The organism is Achromobacter sp., from assembly GCF_057314935.1.
Genome location: NZ_DBHKZA010000110.1, coordinates 1 through 15,546, shown reverse-complemented (window position 1 = coordinate 15,546; position 15,546 = coordinate 1). Strand labels below are relative to the sequence as shown.

The following is a 15,546-nucleotide window of genomic DNA, read 5'->3' as shown; positions in this document are numbered from 1 at the left end:
AAAACGGGCCGATCTTTCGATCGGCCCGTTTTTTTGTTGCTTGCCTAGCGCAACGTCAGGTTCGCTTTTTGGCGATCATGCCAACCACGAACAGCACGATGATGGCGCCCACGACCGATGCGATCCAGCCAGCGGGTTCGCCTTCCGCGTACCAGCCCATCGTCTGGCCCAGGAATCCGGCGACGACGGCGCCCACGATGCCCAGGATGGTGGTCATGATGATGCCCATGTTCTGGTCTCCGGGCATGATGGCCCGGGCGATCAGGCCCACGATGAACCCGACGATGATCATGATGATGAAGCTCATGCGCGTACTCCTTACTAGGGGGAAAAGGGGCGATGTGCACTGATGATACCCACGCTCCGAATTGCCCCGCTGTAACAACTGGTATGTGGCGCAGGGCCGCAACATGCTGCGGCGCATCGTCGTCGCCCGCCCGCAGGGGCGGTCAGGAGGTCAGGTCGATCAGCTGGCGCACGTCTTTGGTCAGGGCTTCTATGCTGTCGGTGTCCGAGGCCAGCAGGCGCGCGCGGCCCTCTTTGTCGAAAATGTACACGCCGCGGCTGTGCGTCACTTCGTACATGTCGGCGTCGTCGCCGGGGCGGGGCTTTTCGATCTGGTAGGCGACGCGGTAGCGGCGGGCCAGGTCGGCGATCTGTTTTTCGTCACCGGTCACGCCGATGGCGTTGTTGTTGAACGCATTGACGTAGGCCTGCAGGATGTCGGGCGTGTCGCGGTGCGGATCCACGCTGACGAACAGGATGCGCACGTCGCGGGCCTTGTCGCCCAGGTTCTGCAGCACGGCCGTCAATTGCGCCATGGTGGTGGGGCAGATGTCCGGGCAACTGGCGTAGCCGAAGAACAGCAGCACTGTCTTGCCCTTTAGGTCGTCGCTGCTGACCGTCTTGCCGCCCGCGCCGGGCAACGAGAATTTCAGGTCGGGCAAGTGGCCCTTGACGTTGTAGAGCGTCCAGTCGACATTCCGGTCGCCGCACGCGGCAAGCAATACGCACAAGGCCAGCAGCAAGCCACGCCAGGCGCGGCCGGTAATGAGGTGTCGCATAAGTCCAGGGGCCGAAAGGGTTGGAAGGGGAAAGCCCGGCAAACCCGTCGATTCTACCCGCAAGCCCCGGGCAGGGCGGTTCGCCCCAAGCCGCTGGCGCCATGCTGCGCGCACGCTTCTTGTCCTGGCGCAAAGTTTCGGCGCGGGCTTGGGAGGCGGGCCGACTTGTGAAGCTTTGTCTGAATATTGTTGGAGAACTGGCAAATTCGCCCCGCCGGACCCTGCCGGCACACTACATTCAGGGCCTTGTCAGTGCAGTGTTTCAGGGAAGCTTTGAACGTGGACATGGCCGTGGGCACCGCCCTTCGTTATCCGTACTATCCGTATTACCCGGTGGTGGTCGACATCCTGCGCAGCCGGGTTGCCGACCGGGTGCTGGACGCGCCTTGCGGGCTGGGCTGGCTGGGCGACACGCTGCCCGGCGCCAGCGGCCGGGAGGTCGTGCTGGACGGGGTGGGCCTGTGGGAGTTTCCGCCGGCAAGCGCAGGCTACCGCTCCGTGACCGAGCACGACCTGGAAACGCCGCTGACGCTGGCCCGGGAGTACGACGCGGCCGTCTGCTGCGAGGCCATCCATCTGCTGACCAATCCCGGCGTGCTGATCCAAAGCCTGCGCCGTGCGCTGCGTCCCGGCGGCACGCTGATCCTCACCACGCCGAACACCTGGAACCTGCGTTCGCGTTTTCAGTTCCTGCTACGCGGGTTCCATTCGGGCTTCCGGCCCATGGTGGGCCGCCAACGCGGCGCAGACTACATCACGTACTTCCCGTGGAGCTTTCCGCAGCTGCATCTACTGCTGTCGCACTATGGTTTCGTGGACATCACGCTGCACGAGGTCGACGAGGTCAAGCCCAAGCGGATGATCGAACACTTGCTGGCCGTGCCGTCGCAGTGGTATTGCCGGCGGCGGATCAAGCGCGCGCAAACCGAGGATATCCGCGAGTTCTGGAAGCAGGCGGGGTCAACGCAGTCGGTGCACGGGCGTTGGCTGGTCGTATCGGCGCGCAAACCGGCGGACGAAGAATAACGGCCCGCACGCGGCGGGCCGTCTAACGGAAGGCGCAGGCCTTAGTTGCCGCTCATGCCGCTGTGGCGCAGCAGGGCGTCGATACGCGGCGCGCGGCCGCGGAAGGCCGCAAACGATTCGGCGGCCGGACGCGAGCCGCCCACGGCCAGCACTTCGCGGCGGAAGCGTGCACCGGTTTCCGGGTCCAGCGTGCCCAGGGCGTTGCCGGCCTGTTTGGCGGCGGCTTCTTCGAAAGCTTCGTACGCGTCGGCGGACAGCACTTCCGCCCACTTGTAGCTGTAGTAGCCCGCGCCATAGCCGCCCGCGAACAGATGCGAAAAGGCGTGGGGCAAGCGATGCCATGCCGGCGGGAACAGCACCGCCACTTCCTGGCGCACTTCCTGCAGCAAGGCCAGCACTTCGGCGATCGTGGCGCCTTTTGCGCGGTCGTGCATCAGCATGTCGAACAAGGCGAACTCGATCTGGCGCACGGTCTGCATGCCGCTCTGGTAGTTGCGGGCAGCGACCAGCCGGTCGTACAGGGCGCGCGGCAGGGCCTCGCCCGTGTCCACATGCGCCGACAGCTTTTGCACCACCGCCCATTCCCAGCAGAAGTTCTCCATGAATTGCGAGGGCAGTTCGATGGCGTCCCATTCCACGCTGGCGAACGCCGCAGCGCCCGGTTCGTCCACTTCGGACAGCAGCGCATGCAACGCGTGGCCCGTTTCGTGGAAGAGCGTGATGACGTCGTCATGCGTCAGCACGGCAGCGCGGTCGCCGTTGGGTCGCGAGAAATTGCAGGTCAGGTAGACGACCGGCGTCTGCACGCGGCCGGCCACGACGCGGCGCGTGCGCTCGCTGTCGACCCAGGCGCCGCTTTGCTTGCCGGAGCGCGCGTACAGATCCAGGTACAGGTAACCGATCAGATCGCCCGCGGGGCTTTCCACGCGCACGCCGCGGGCATCGCTGTGCCAGGTGGACACGGGCGTTTCCGTCAGGCGCACGTCGAACAGTTTTTCGATGACTTCGTAAAGGCCTGCCAGCACGCGCGGTTCGGTGAAGTACTGCTTCACCTCGTCTTCGGAATAGGCGTAGCGCGACTCGCGCAGGCGTTCCGAGGCGAAGGCCACGTCCCAGGGTTGCAGCCCGTCCAGGCCCAGCTCGCCCGTGGCGTAGGCGGTCAGTTCGGCCAGGTCGCGCTGGGCATAGGGCTTGGCGCGGGCGGCCAGGTCGCGCAGGAAGACGGTCACTTCGCGGGCGTCGCGGGCCATGCGGGTCTGCAGGCGCAGCGCGGCGAAGGTGCCCAGGCCCAGCAGGCCGGATTCCTCGGCGCGCAACGACAGCAGTTCTTCGATAAGGGGGGAATTGTCGAACTTGCCGTCGCCATGTTCGGACGCCACGGTGCCATAGCCGCGGTACAGCGCTTCACGCAGCGAGCGGTCTTGCGCGTATTGCATGACGGGCAGGTAGCACGGCATCTTCAGCGTCAGCTTCCAGCCCGGCTTGCCGTCTTCCTCGGCAGCCGCCCGGGCCGCGGACAGGACATCGGCCGGGATGCCGGCCAGACGGGCTTCATCTTCGACCAAGAGCGACCAGGCGTCGATGGAATCCAGCACGTTTTCCGAGAACTTCTGCGAGGCTTGCGCTTCGCGGTCGGAGATCTGGGCGTAGCGCTCGCGGTCGGCGCCCTGCAGTTCGACGCCGCTCAAGCGGAAGTCGCGCAGCGCCATCTCGACGATGCGGCGGCGCACCGGCGACCACGACGCAAAATCGGGGGCGGCGGCCAGGCGCTGGTACTGCTTGTACAGGCCTTCGTGCAGGCCGACCCAGGTCGAGAATTCGGTGATCAGCGGCAGGGCGGCGTTATAGGCTTCGCGCAGTTCCGGCGTGTTGACGACCGCGTTCAAGTGGCCCGCCACCGACCAGGCGCGCCACAGGCGCTCGGACGCGGTATCCAGCGGTTCCACCACGGCTTCCCAGGTGGGCGCCAGGGCCGCGTCGGCGGCATGGTCGACGGCCTGACGGGCGATGCCCAGCAATTCCTCGATGGCGGGCACGATATGCCCGGGCTTGACGGCCGCATAGTCGACCAGGTCGGAGACGGGAGCGAGCAGGGGATTCTGGGTCATGGTGTTACCGGCGTGAGCAATAGCGGGCGGCGCGCGGGGCATGCACCCGGGCGCCGACGGAGGTCATAGGGATCAGGTAGGGGCGATCCGCCGGAATGCAAGGGCGGAAGGGCGCCCCAAGGGGGCGGCAGGGGCGAATCCGGGCGGGATCCGCCCGGACTGCCCCGCCGGGGATCAGGCGGCAGCCCGTTCCGCGGCTTCAACCGTATTGACCAGCAGCATGGCGATGGTCATGGGGCCCACGCCGCCGGGGACGGGGGTGATGGCGCCGGCCACTTCGCGGGCGGAAGCGAAGTCCACGTCGCCGCAAAGCTTGCCGTCGTCGCCGCGGTTGATACCCACGTCGATGACCACGGCGCCGGGCTTGATCATCGAGCCGTCGATCATGCCGGGCTTGCCCGTGGCGACCACGAGGACGTCGGCGCGGCGGGTCTGGGCGGCCAGGTCGCGCGTCTTGGAATTGCAGATCGTGATGGTGGCGCCGGCTTGCAACAGCAGCATGGCCATCGGCTTGCCGACAATGTTGCTGGCACCGACGATCACGGCTTCAGCGCCGCGCAGCGTCACGCCTTCGGATTCCAGCATCTTCATCACGCCGTAGGGCGTGCAGGGGCGGAACAGCGGCTGGCCGGTCATGAGCAGGCCGGCGTTGCTGATATGGAACCCGTCCACGTCCTTCTCGGCCGCGATGGCTTCGATGACCTTGTGGGAATCCATGTGCTTGGGCAGGGGCAACTGCACCAGGATGCCGTGGATGGTCGGGTCCTGGTTCAGGACGGCGATGCGGGCCAGCAGCTCGGCCTCGGTCATCTCGGCGGGGTACTGTTCCTTGACGGAATGCAGGCCGGCCTTCTCGCAGGCGGCAACCTTGTTGCGCACGTACACCTGGGACGCGGGGTCCGCGCCTACCAGCACCACGGCCAGGCCGGGGCGGGCGCCCTTGGCGGCCAGGGCGGCGACGCGCTGGGCAACTTCTTCGCGAATGCGCAGCGACAGTGCTGCGCCATCGATAATCCTAGCGGTCATTTGGCAGCCTTCGCGCTGCGCGCTGCTGTATTCGTCTTGGGGGCGGCCCGGCAACTCATGCGTGCGCCTCCGGTTTGGCCAAAGCCACTTTCATCAAATCAGCAACGGTAGTCACTTCCAGTTTTTCCATAATGTTGGCGCGGTGCGCCTCGACGGTCTTGATGCTGATGCCCAGGTCGTCGGCGATCTGCTTGTTCAAGCGGCCGGCGACGATGCGCTCCAGCACCTGCTGCTCGCGCGCGGTCAGGCGCGCCAGCATGGCTTCGTGATCCTTCTGTGCCTGGTGCTTGCTGACGCGTTGCGTGGCCTGTTCCAGCATGCGCGCCACGATCTCGCGCAGGTCGGACTCGTTGAAGGGCTTTTCCAGGAAGTCGACCGCGCCTTTCTTCATCGTGGACACGGCCATGGGCACGTCGCCGTGGCCGGTGATGAACACGATGGGCAGCGGCGCGTTGCGGGCGATCAGTTGTTCCTGGAGTTCCAGGCCGCTCATGCCGGGCATCCGCACGTCGGCGATCAGCACGCCGATCTGGCTGGCGTCGTAGTCTTCCAGGAAGGATTCGCCGCTGGCATAGGCGCGAACGCGGTAGCCATTGGCTTCCAGCAGCCAGCGCAACGAATCGCGGACCGCTTCGTCGTCGTCAACAATGAATACCGTGCTCGACAGGTGGGGCGTGTTCATGCGTGCAACTCCTCGGACTGATCATTCTGGGCCTGCGTCTGGGACGCAGCGCAGGGCAGGGTAAAGCGGAAAATAGTACCGCCGGCGGGGTTGGGGTCCGCCCACAGGCGGCCGTGGTGCGATTCGATAATGGTACGGCAGATATTCAGCCCCATGCCCAGGCCCTGGGATTTGGTGCTGAAGAAAGGTTCGAACAGGCGCTCGGGCTCGGCCAGGCCATGTCCACGGTCCACCACGGCGACTTCGATGTGCTGATCGTGCAGGATGACCGCTACCTTGAGCTCGTCGGACTCGCTCTTTTCCATGGCTTCCAGCCCGTTCTTCAGCAGGTTCAGCAGCACCTGCTCGATCAGGATCGGATCGGCCAGGACGTCCGGCGCGTTCGAGGGCACGAAGCTGTCGATGCGGATGCGGCGCTTGCGGGCGTCGATTTCGGCAAACCCGATGGCATTGTCGACAATGCGGCCGATGGCCACGCGCTGGCGGCGCGGTTCGCTGCGCTTCACGAATTCGCGGATGCGGCTGATGATCTTGCCCGCGCGCTCGGCCTGCGAGGCGGCCTTCTCAAGCGCCGGCAGCAGCATGTTGGGGCTGGTGTGGCCGGCCTTGACCAGCGCGACGGCACCCATGCTGTAGTTGGCAATGGCGGTCAGCGGCTGGTTCAGTTCGTGCGCCAGCGACGAGGCCATTTCGCCCATCGTCGTCAGGCGGCTGGTCAGCTGGATCTTCTCTTGCTGCACGCGGGACGCCTCTTCGTGGCCGCGGCGCTCGGTGATGTCGCGCGCGACCTGCATGCGCACGCGGCGGCCGTCGGTCCAGGCCAGCATGCGGTGGTGCACTTCGAACCAGCGCTGCACGGACGGCGCGAACACCTCCACCGATTCGTCGGTGAAGCGGCCGCGGCGGCCGGCCAGCAATTCGTCGTGGCCGCCCGTCTGGGCGCCGAACACGCGGCGGTAGGTGCGGTTGGCGAACAGCAGTTCCAGGCCGTCGTGGGTGTCGGCCGTTACCGAAATGGCGTCGTCCAGGCCTTCCAGCACGGTCATGAAGCGCTCGTGCGCGGCGGTCAGGGCTTCGCGGATGCGCTTGGGCTCGGTGATGTCCGTCATGGACGTCATCCAGCCGATCTGGTTGCCGTTGGGGTCCAGCAGCGGGGACACATACATGCGAGCCGTGAAGCGCGAACCGTCGCGGCGCTGCGCTTCGACTTCCAGGCCGCTGCTGGGCGTCTTGCCCGACATCAGCACGTCCAGCGTGTGCTGGTGCTGTTCGTGGCGGCCGGGCACCCAGTAGGGGAAGGGCGGGCTGCGGCCGATCAGGTCGGCCTCGTTCCAGCCGATCATGCGGCAGAACGCCGGGTTCACGTAGGCGATGCGGCCTTCCATGTCCAGCACGCGCATGCCGGTGGACATGGAGTTCTCCATGGCGCGGCGAAAGCCCGTTTCGGCGATCAGCGCGGCCTCGGCGGAGGAGCGGAAGCGGGTATAGCGCCACAGCATCAGCAGGCTGATGACGATCACGCAGGAAAGGGCCAGCACCACCCAGATCAGGCGTTGCTGACGCATTTCCTGGTCGATCGTGACAAACATGACGCTATCGTCATGGATGCGTTGCAGCCAGAAGAACACCCCCATCACACAGATGTAGAGGATCAGCACCATTGCGGGCGTGACCCAGTACACGCCGCGGCGGCGGGTGCGGGCGTGATCGTGGAACGGCGTAGGTATATTGGACTTGGGCGCGCTGGACATGGAATTCGGGCCAGATAGACCGCGCATTTTAGTGCGGGTTGGCATGGAATTGCCGGGAATCAACCCCGGCTTTTGGCGTAAGACATAAAAATTACCCCTGCAAGGCGCGCGCTGCGCGCTTTTGCTGCCCTGAGCAGGCATATTTTGCCTTGGTGCGGCCTGGGCGCGAAAATCGGCCTGCAGTCAGGATCTGTTCAGCTTGTGGTCAACATTTCGCATTATGAAATGCCGTACCGCAACATGAAATTTTCCTTGCGAGCGGTTAATCTTCTTTCTTAGAATGCCGGCTGATAGGGAACCGACCCAAAGCAGGTCTCTAGAAAAACACCCCGACCCATGCCTGACATGGTAGCCCGGATGATCCCGGCTACCATGCAGAGTCCGCGAGTAGATAAGCGGGTGTGGTCACGAACGAACCCCAACAGGAGACACACGATGTCCTCTTTCGCCCAGGCTGGCGCCCCGCAGGCTGCCAACGACGAAGACACCCTTGAAACCCAGGAGTGGCTCGAAGCCCTGGCGGCAGTCCTTGATCGCGAAGGGCCGCAGCGCGCGCACTACCTGCTGGAACGCCTGATCGACGAAGCCCGTCGCTCCGGCGCCCACATTCCGTTCTCGCCGAATACCGCTTACGTCAACACGATTCCCCCGGGCCTGGAGCCCGCGCATCCGGGCAACCTGGAGCTGGAATCGCGCATCCGTTCGTACGTGCGCTGGAACGCCATGGCCATGGTCGTGAAGGCCAACAAGCACAATCCGCCGGACGGCGGCGACCTGGGCGGCCACATCGCGTCGTTCGCCTCGCTGGCCACCATGATCGGCTGCGGCCAGAACCATTTCTGGCACGCCGAAGACGAAAACCACGGCGGGGACCTGGTCTATTTCCAGGGCCACACCTCGCCCGGCATGTACGGCCGCGCCTATCTTGAAGGCCGCCTGACCGAAGAGCAGCTGAACCACTTCCGCCAGGAAGTGGACGGCAAGGGCCTGTCGTCCTATCCGCACCCGAAGCTGATGCCGGATTTCTGGCAGTTCCCGACGGTGTCGATGGGCCTGGGCCCGCTGATGGCTATTTACCAGGCCCGCTTCCTGAAGTACCTGCATGCCCGCGGCATTGCCGACACCAGCAACCGCAAGGTCTGGGTGTTCTGCGGCGACGGCGAAATGGACGAACCCGAATCGCTGGGCGCCATCGCCCTGGCGGCCCGTGAAAAGCTCGACAACCTGATCTTCGTGGTGAACTGCAACCTGCAGCGCCTGGACGGTCCGGTGCGCGGCAACGGCAAGATCATCCAGGAACTGGAAGGCGACTTCCGCGGTTCCGGCTGGAACGTGATCAAGCTGATCTGGGGCGGCTACTGGGATCCGCTGCTGGCGCACGACAAGGAAGGCATCCTGCGCAAGATCATGGAAGACACCGTCGACGGCGAGTACCAGGCGTACAAGGCCAACGACGGCAAGTTCGTCCGTGAACACTTCTTCGGCAAGCACCCGAAGCTGCTGGAAGCCGTGTCGCGCATGAGCGACGAGGACATCTGGCGCCTGAACCGTGGCGGCCACGACCCCCACAAGGTGTACGCCGCGTTCGACGCCGCCACCAGCCACACCGGTCAACCCACCGTCATCCTGGCCAAGACCATCAAGGGCTACGGCATGGGCCACGTGGGCCAGGCCAAGAACCCGACCCACCAGCAAAAGAAGCTGGAACTGGAATCGATCCGCGAATTCCGCGACCGTTTCGGCATTCCGATCCCCGATGACCAACTGGCGGACCTGCCGTATTTCAAGCCGGCTGAAGACTCGCCGGAAATGAAGTACCTGCACGAGCGCCGCGCCGAGCTGGGCGGCTACCTGCCGCGTCGTCGCGCCAAGGCTGACGAACAACTCAAGGCGCCCGCGCTGGACGCCTTCAAGGCCGTGCTCGAGCCCACCGCCGAAGGCCGCGAGATCTCGACCACCCAAGCCTTTGTGCGCATCCTGAACCAGGTGCTGCGCGACAAGGAACTGGGCCCGCGCGTCGTGCCGATCCTGGCCGACGAATCGCGCACGTTCGGCATGGAAGGCCTGTTCCGCCAGATCGGCATCTACGCGCCGGAAGGCCAGAAGTACACCCCGGTCGATAAGGACCAGGTGATGTACTACAAGGAAGCGGCCGACGGCCAGCTCCTGCAGGAAGGCATCAACGAAGCGGGCGCGATGAGCTCGTGGATTGCGGCGGCCACGTCGTACTCCTCGAACAACCGCATCATGATCCCGTTCTTCATCTACTACTCGATGTTCGGGTTCCAGCGCATCGGCGACCTGGCTTGGGCAGCGGGCGACATGCAGGCGCGCGGCTTCCTCCTGGGCGGCACCGCCGGCCGCACGACGCTGAACGGCGAAGGCCTGCAGCACGAGGACGGCCACAGCCACATCCTGGCGTCCACCATCCCGAACTGCGTGTCCTACGACCCGACGTTCGGCCATGAGTTGGCCGTGATCATCCAGCATGGCTTGAAGCGCATGGTGGAAGACCAGGAAAACGTCTATTACTACCTGACGGTGATGAACGAAAACTACCCGCAGCCCGGTCTGACCCAGGGCGACGAGGAAGGCATCATCAAGGGCATGTACAAGCTGAAGTCGCATGGCAAGGGCAAGAACCGCGTGCAACTGATGGGTTCGGGCACGATCCTGCGCGAAGTCATGGCTGCGCAAGAGCTGCTGGAAGCCGACTGGGGCGTGGCCTCGGATCTGTGGAGCGTCACCAGCTTCACCGAACTGCGCCGCAACGGCCTGGACGCCGAACGCCACAACATGCTGCACCCCGACGAGAAGAAGCCGCAAGTGGCTTACGTCACGGAACAGCTGGCCAAGACGGAAGGCCCGATCATCGCGTCGACCGACTACATGAAGCTCTTTGCCGACCAGATCCGTCCGTTCGTGCCCAAGGGCCGCGAATACAAGGTGCTGGGCACCGATGGTTTCGGTCGCTCGGATTTCCGCTCGAAGCTGCGCGAGCACTTCGAAGTGGACCGCCACTTCGTCGTCGTCGCCGCGCTGCGCGCGTTGGCCGACGAGGGCAAGGTGCCGGTTGCCAAGGTGGCCGAAGCCATCAAGAAGTACGGCATCAATCCGAACAAAGCCAACCCGCAATACGCCTGAGGGTAAAGAGACATGAGCAACATCGTGCAAATCAAGGTTCCCGACATCGGCGACTTCAAGGAAGTGGAAGTCATTGAAGTGCTGGTGGCGGTGGGCGACACGATCAAGGCCGAACAAAGCCTGATCACCGTCGAATCCGACAAGGCCTCGATGGAGATCCCCGCGTCGCAAGGCGGCGTGGTGAAGTCCATTACCGTGAAGGTCGGCGACAAGGTCGCCGAAGGCGCGGTCGTGCTGGAAGTGGAAGCGGCTGACGCCGCTGCCGAGGCGCCCAAGGCGGACGCCAAGGAAGCGCCCAAGGCCGAGGCCAAGGAAGCGCCGAAGCAAGCCGCTGCTGCCGCGCCGGCCGCCCGTGCCGAAGCCGCCGCGCCTGCTGCCGCCAGCGGCCCGATCGAGATCGAAGTGCCGGACATCGGCGACTTCAAGGAAGTGGAAGTCATCGAAGTCATGGTCGCGGTCGGCGACACGATCAAGGCCGAGCAAAGCCTGATCACCGTCGAGTCCGACAAGGCCTCGATGGAGATCCCGGCCTCGCAAGGCGGCGTGGTCAAGGAAGTGAAGGTCAAGGTCGGCGACAAGGTCGCCAAGGGCTCGGTCGTGGTCGTGGTGGAAGGCGCTGCCGCCGCGGCGGCTCCGGCCGCCAAGACCGAAGCTGCGGCTGCCGCCCCAGCGGCCAAGGCAGAAGCCAAGGCCGAGGCCCCGGCTGCTGCTGCGCCGGCGTCGCGCCCGGCTCCCGCCGCCGCGCTGGAAGATCCCAACCTCAAGCCCGGCCAACTGCCGCACGCTTCGCCGTCGGTGCGCAAGTTCGCCCGCGAACTGGGCGTGAACCTGAGCAAGGTCAAGGGTTCGGGTCCGAAGGAACGCATCACCGCTGAAGACGTGCGCGGTTTCGTCAAGCAGGCGCTGGCCGCCGGTCCGGTTGCCGCCGCAAGCGGTTCGGGCGATGGCGCCGCCCTTGGCCTGCTGCCGTGGCCGAAGGTCGACTTCACCAAGTTCGGCCCGATCGAAGCCCGCCCGTTGTCGCGCATCAAGAAGATTTCCGGCGCGAACCTGCATCGCAACTGGGTCATGATCCCGCACGTCACCAACAACGACGAAGCGGACATCACCGACCTGGAGGCGCTGCGCGTCACGCTGAACAAGGAAAACGAGAAGTCGGGCGTGAAGGTCACGATGCTGGCCTTCCTGATCAAGGCCGTGGTTGCGGCCCTGAAGAAATTCCCCGAGTTCAACGCCTCGCTGGATGGCGACAACCTGGTGCTCAAGCAGTACTACCACATCGGTTTCGCTGCCGATACGCCCAACGGGCTGGTGGTGCCGGTGATCCGCGATGCCGACAAGAAGGGCATCCTGCAGATCGCGCAGGAAATGACCGAGCTGTCCAAGAAGGCCCGCGACGGCAAGATCTCGCCCGCTGAAATGCAGGGCGGCTGCTTCTCGATCTCGTCCTTGGGCGGCATCGGCGGCACCTCGTTCACGCCGATCATCAACGCGCCTGAAGTGGCCATCCTGGGCGTGTCGCGTTCGTCGCACAAGCCCGTCTGGGACGGCAAGCAGTTCGTGCCGCGCCTGATCGTGCCGCTGTCGCTGTCGTACGACCACCGCGTCATCGACGGCGCCTCCGCTGCCCGCTTCAACGCCTATCTGGGCGCCTTGCTGGCCGACTTCCGCCGCATCGCGCTGTAAACGGGGAGCCCTATGAGCAATACCGTTCAAATCAAAGTGCCGGACATCGGCGACTTCAAGGAAGTGGAAGTCATCGAAGTGCTGGTCGCCGTGGGCGACACGATCAAGGCCGAACAAAGCCTGATCACCGTCGAATCCGACAAGGCCTCGATGGAGATCCCCGCGTCGCAAGGCGGCGTGGTGAAGTCCATCGCAGTGAAGGTCGGCGACAAGGTCGCTGAGGGCGCGGTTGTGCTGGAAGTGGAAGCGGGCGGCGAATCCGCCGCGGCGCCCGCCAAGGAAGCGCCCAAGGCTGCCGAGGCCTCCAAGCAAGCCGCTGCCGCACCGGCGCCGGCCGCTAAGGCCGCTGCACCCGCCGCAGCCACCTTCAAGGGTTCGGCTGACGGCGAATACGACATGCTGGTGTTGGGCGCGGGTCCTGGCGGCTATTCCGCCGCCTTCCGCGCGGCCGACCTCGGCCTGTCCGTGGTGCTGGTCGAACGCTACGAAACGCTGGGCGGCGTCTGCCTGAACGTGGGCTGCATTCCGTCCAAGGCGTTGCTGCACAACGCCGCGGTCATCGATGAAGCCCGCGAGCTGGCTGCCCATGGCATCAGCTTCGGCGAACCCAAGATCGACCTGGACAAGCTGCGCGGCTACAAGGACAGCGTGGTTGCCAAGCTGACCGGCGGTCTGGCCGGCATGGCGAAGGCGCGCAAGGTCACCGTGGTGCACGGCGTGGGCGAATTCGCCGATGCCAACCACCTGACCGTGAAGGCGGCCGACGGCAAGAGCCAGACGCTGCGCTTCAAGCAGGCCATCATCGCCGCCGGCAGCCAGTCGGTGAAGCTGCCGTTCATGCCTGCCGACGACCGCGTCGTCGACTCCACCGGCGCCTTGCTGCTGCGTGAAGTGCCCAAGAAGATGCTGATCATCGGCGGCGGCATCATCGGTCTGGAAATGGGCACGGTGTACTCGACCCTGGGCGCCCGCCTGGACGTCGTGGAAATGCTGGACGGCCTGATGCAGGGCGCCGACCGCGACCTGGTCAAGGTATGGCAGAAGAAGAACGCCTACCGCTTCGACAACATCATGTTGAAGACCAAGACCGTGGGTGCGGAAGCCAAGAAGGACGGCATCTACGTCACCTTCGAAGGCGAGGGCGCACCCAAAGAGCCGCAACGCTACGACCTGGTGCTGCAAGCCGTTGGCCGCAGCCCGAACGGCAAGAAGATCGGCGCTGACCGCGCCGGCATCGCCGTGACCGACCGCGGATTCATCGAGGTCGATCGCCAGATGCGCACCAACGTGCCGCACATCTACGCCATTGGCGACATCGTCGGTCAGCCGATGCTGGCGCACAAGGCCGTGCATGAAGGCCACGTGGCGGCGGAAGCCGCGGCCGGCCAGAAGTCGTTCTTCGACGCGCGCGTCATCCCGTCGGTGGCCTATACCGATCCGGAAGTGGCATGGGTCGGCCTGACCGAAGACGAAGCCAAGAAGCAAGGCATCAAGATCGAGAAGGGCGTGTTCCCGTGGGCGGCGTCCGGCCGCGCCATCGCCAATGGCCGCGACGAGGGCTTCACCAAGCTGATTTTCGACGCGGAAACGCATCGCATCCTGGGCGGCAGCATCGTGGGCACCCACGCTGGCGACCTGATCAGCGAACTGGCCCTGGCCGTGGAAATGGGCGCGGACGTCGTCGACATCGCCAAGACCATCCACCCGCATCCCACGCTGGGTGAATCGGTGGGCATGGCGGCCGAAGTGGCCGAAGGCGTCTGCACCGACTTGCCGCCGATGAAGAAGAAGTAATGACGTCGCGGCGGCATTGCCGTCCGCGCGTAAAAGCAAAAGCGCCGGCCCTATTCTAGGGACCGGCGCTTTTTTTATCGGTTGCGCCAGGGCGGCGCAACGGGAAATCAGGCGTGGGTGTTGATGCGCGAACCCAGCGTACTGTCGATGGCCGTCGGGGCAACGGACTGCATCAGCGTCGCAATCGTGTCGGCTTGGGCGTTCAACGCTTTCTTCAGCACACGGGCCTGCACTTCCTGAACGAGGTTTGCGTCTTTCAGGGCCAAGGCGGTATTGACGGTGTTGTTGACGGAGTCCATGGTCGCGGTGTCCTAATCGGAAAGAAGATGGGGCCAGGCCCGAAGTCTACGCATTATTGCGCACGTTTCCAGTTCGATGCAAAGGATTGTCACATGCCCTGTGGCCAGCGGCGCCAAGCCTGAACGTTGGGTTAGGGCTGCTTCGGGCATTCCTTGACCATGCCCCAGCCTTGGTTCGGTTCGCAGAATTGCTTGCGTGCCGTCCAGGCGCAATCCGGCCGTTCGAAAAATCCCAATTGGGCGCAACGGGCCAGTTCGCCCTTCAACGCATCCACCCAGGCCATGGGGTTCTGAGCGGGGATTTCGGTGATGCGCAGCGTCGACTGCGGCCCGCGGGCGGGCGGCGGAGGATCAGCCGAGACATGCGGGCGCGGGGCGGTCGCTTCGGGGCGGGGGGCCGCGGCGGTGCTTGCGGCAGGCGCATGCGGCCCAGCCCCGGATTCGGGATCTGCCGTCGGGACGGGTGCTCTTTCCGGAGCCAGTCCGGGTGTTGCCGGGGACGACACGTCTGGATCGGCTTTTGCCGGTGGGTCGGTCTCCCAGTCGGACGGTGCGTCTTCGGGCCCACGAGGGGGCAAAGGCAAAAGCGGCACGCGGACCGGGCTGGCGGACGTGGCGCCAGTGATCCCGTTGTTCGGCGCGTTCCACGATACGACCAGCAGCACCAGCGCGCCATAGATCGCCAGGGTGTAGAGCACGGTCAGGGTGGCTGATCCGACGCGTCGCCCTGTCATCGGCGCAGCGTCGTCTCGGCCCAACAGGGCGCGCCAGCCGACCAGGGCGGCACCCGGAGCGGAAATCAACCACCAGCCAATCCGGCGTAGACAGCCCGGCGCTGGCAAGGGCTGAGCCGCCTGTACTTGAGCGGCCAGCAATTCGCGCAACGCGCGGTTCTCTTCGCGCAGACGTAACGTCTGCGGATCCACCGGCGCCTCAGGGTTTGGATCCGGGGTGCCGTCGTGCTGC

12 protein-coding genes are annotated in these 15,546 nt (G+C 65.1%); 4 read left to right on the top strand and 8 right to left on the bottom strand.

The genetic code is table 11. From position 1 onward, the window contains the following. Positions 1 to 55 precede the first annotated feature (55 nt). Both ACO6D5_RS27090 and ACO6D5_RS27085 read right to left on the bottom strand, forming a co-directional pair. Positions 56 to 307 carry a GlsB/YeaQ/YmgE family stress response membrane protein gene (locus ACO6D5_RS27090; RefSeq protein ID WP_006227402.1) on the bottom strand — a complete coding sequence of 84 codons (252 nt, stop codon included), beginning with the start codon at positions 305 to 307 and terminating at the stop codon, positions 56 to 58. Between the two features lie 142 nt (positions 308 to 449). Continuing rightward, positions 450 to 1,064, bottom strand: a complete 615-nt coding sequence (locus ACO6D5_RS27085; RefSeq protein ID WP_088588383.1) for an SCO family protein — start codon at positions 1,062 to 1,064, stop codon at positions 450 to 452. A 285-nt stretch (positions 1,065 to 1,349) separates the two neighbouring features. Here ACO6D5_RS27085 and ACO6D5_RS27080 point away from each other — a divergent pair, with 285 nt between their 5' ends. Then, positions 1,350 to 2,090, top strand: a complete 741-nt coding sequence (locus ACO6D5_RS27080; RefSeq protein ID WP_485827093.1) for a class I SAM-dependent methyltransferase — start codon at positions 1,350 to 1,352, stop codon at positions 2,088 to 2,090. 41 nt (positions 2,091 to 2,131) lie between these two features. Here the strand turns inward: ACO6D5_RS27080 and ACO6D5_RS27075 are convergent, their stop codons facing one another. The 4 genes from ACO6D5_RS27075 to ACO6D5_RS27060 all read right to left on the bottom strand — a co-directional run bounded on the left by ACO6D5_RS27075 (position 2,132) and on the right by ACO6D5_RS27060 (position 7,657). Next, on the bottom strand, positions 2,132 to 4,198 hold the full coding sequence (locus ACO6D5_RS27075) for a M3 family metallopeptidase (RefSeq protein ID WP_485827092.1): 2,067 nt from the start codon (positions 4,196 to 4,198) through the stop codon (positions 2,132 to 2,134). A 174-nt stretch (positions 4,199 to 4,372) separates the two neighbouring features. Then, the gene (gene folD, locus ACO6D5_RS27070) at positions 4,373 to 5,224 is read right to left on the bottom strand and encodes a bifunctional methylenetetrahydrofolate dehydrogenase/methenyltetrahydrofolate cyclohydrolase FolD (RefSeq protein WP_485827091.1); all 852 of its coding nucleotides are present in this window, start codon (positions 5,222 to 5,224) and stop codon (positions 4,373 to 4,375) included. Positions 5,225 to 5,279: 55 nt separating this feature from the next. Next, a complete protein-coding gene (locus ACO6D5_RS27065) occupies positions 5,280 to 5,906 on the bottom strand; it encodes a response regulator transcription factor (protein ID WP_006219003.1) in 627 nt (208 codons plus the stop codon). Beyond that, on the bottom strand, positions 5,903 to 7,657 hold the full coding sequence (locus ACO6D5_RS27060; protein WP_006227407.1) for a PAS domain-containing sensor histidine kinase: 1,755 nt from the start codon (positions 7,655 to 7,657) through the stop codon (positions 5,903 to 5,905). Before ACO6D5_RS27060 ends, ACO6D5_RS27065 begins: the two co-directional genes overlap by 4 nt. A gap of 435 nt (positions 7,658 to 8,092) precedes the next feature. On the opposite strand from ACO6D5_RS27060, the gene aceE reads away from it, so the two are divergent. From aceE to lpdA, 3 genes are read left to right on the top strand one after another with little or no spacing between them, the layout of a single operon-like run. Next, positions 8,093 to 10,801, top strand: a complete 2,709-nt coding sequence (aceE, locus tag ACO6D5_RS27055; protein ID WP_315846860.1) for a pyruvate dehydrogenase (acetyl-transferring), homodimeric type — start codon at positions 8,093 to 8,095, stop codon at positions 10,799 to 10,801. 12 nt (positions 10,802 to 10,813) lie between these two features. Next, positions 10,814 to 12,487 carry a dihydrolipoyllysine-residue acetyltransferase gene (aceF, locus tag ACO6D5_RS27050; RefSeq protein WP_485827090.1) on the top strand — a complete coding sequence of 558 codons (1,674 nt, stop codon included), beginning with the start codon at positions 10,814 to 10,816 and terminating at the stop codon, positions 12,485 to 12,487. Between the two features lie 12 nt (positions 12,488 to 12,499). After that, positions 12,500 to 14,281 carry a dihydrolipoyl dehydrogenase gene (gene lpdA / locus ACO6D5_RS27045; RefSeq protein WP_485827089.1) on the top strand — a complete coding sequence of 594 codons (1,782 nt, stop codon included), beginning with the start codon at positions 12,500 to 12,502 and terminating at the stop codon, positions 14,279 to 14,281. 107 nt (positions 14,282 to 14,388) lie between these two features. Here lpdA and ACO6D5_RS27040 read toward each other — a convergent pair whose 3' ends face one another. Beyond that, a complete protein-coding gene (locus tag ACO6D5_RS27040) occupies positions 14,389 to 14,580 on the bottom strand; it encodes a YjfB family protein (RefSeq protein WP_088588379.1) in 192 nt (63 codons plus the stop codon). A 131-nt stretch (positions 14,581 to 14,711) separates the two neighbouring features. Continuing rightward, positions 14,712 to 15,546 (bottom strand): hypothetical protein (locus ACO6D5_RS27035; protein ID WP_485827088.1); only part of this gene is annotated, 835 nt, incomplete at its 5' end.

What these genes read in the sequence shown, in the direction of transcription:
- ACO6D5_RS27040 (WP_088588379.1), bottom strand. Translation starts at nt 14,580, where the DNA reads ATGGACTCCGTCAACAACACCGTCAATACCGCCTTGGCCCTGAAAGAC.
- ACO6D5_RS27065 (WP_006219003.1), bottom strand. Translation starts at nt 5,906, where the DNA reads ATGAACACGCCCCACCTGTCGAGCACGGTATTCATTGTTGACGACGAC.
- aceF (WP_485827090.1), top strand. Translation starts at nt 10,814, where the DNA reads ATGAGCAACATCGTGCAAATCAAGGTTCCCGACATCGGCGACTTCAAG.
- ACO6D5_RS27080 (WP_485827093.1), top strand. Translation starts at nt 1,350, where the DNA reads ATGGCCGTGGGCACCGCCCTTCGTTATCCGTACTATCCGTATTACCCG.
- ACO6D5_RS27075 (WP_485827092.1), bottom strand. Translation starts at nt 4,198, where the DNA reads ATGACCCAGAATCCCCTGCTCGCTCCCGTCTCCGACCTGGTCGACTAT.
- ACO6D5_RS27060 (WP_006227407.1), bottom strand. Translation starts at nt 7,657, where the DNA reads ATGTCCAGCGCGCCCAAGTCCAATATACCTACGCCGTTCCACGATCAC.
- folD (WP_485827091.1), bottom strand. Translation starts at nt 5,224, where the DNA reads ATGACCGCTAGGATTATCGATGGCGCAGCACTGTCGCTGCGCATTCGC.
- ACO6D5_RS27085 (WP_088588383.1), bottom strand. Translation starts at nt 1,064, where the DNA reads ATGCGACACCTCATTACCGGCCGCGCCTGGCGTGGCTTGCTGCTGGCC.
- lpdA (WP_485827089.1), top strand. Translation starts at nt 12,500, where the DNA reads ATGAGCAATACCGTTCAAATCAAAGTGCCGGACATCGGCGACTTCAAG.
- ACO6D5_RS27090 (WP_006227402.1), bottom strand. Translation starts at nt 307, where the DNA reads ATGAGCTTCATCATCATGATCATCGTCGGGTTCATCGTGGGCCTGATC.
- aceE (WP_315846860.1), top strand. Translation starts at nt 8,093, where the DNA reads ATGTCCTCTTTCGCCCAGGCTGGCGCCCCGCAGGCTGCCAACGACGAA.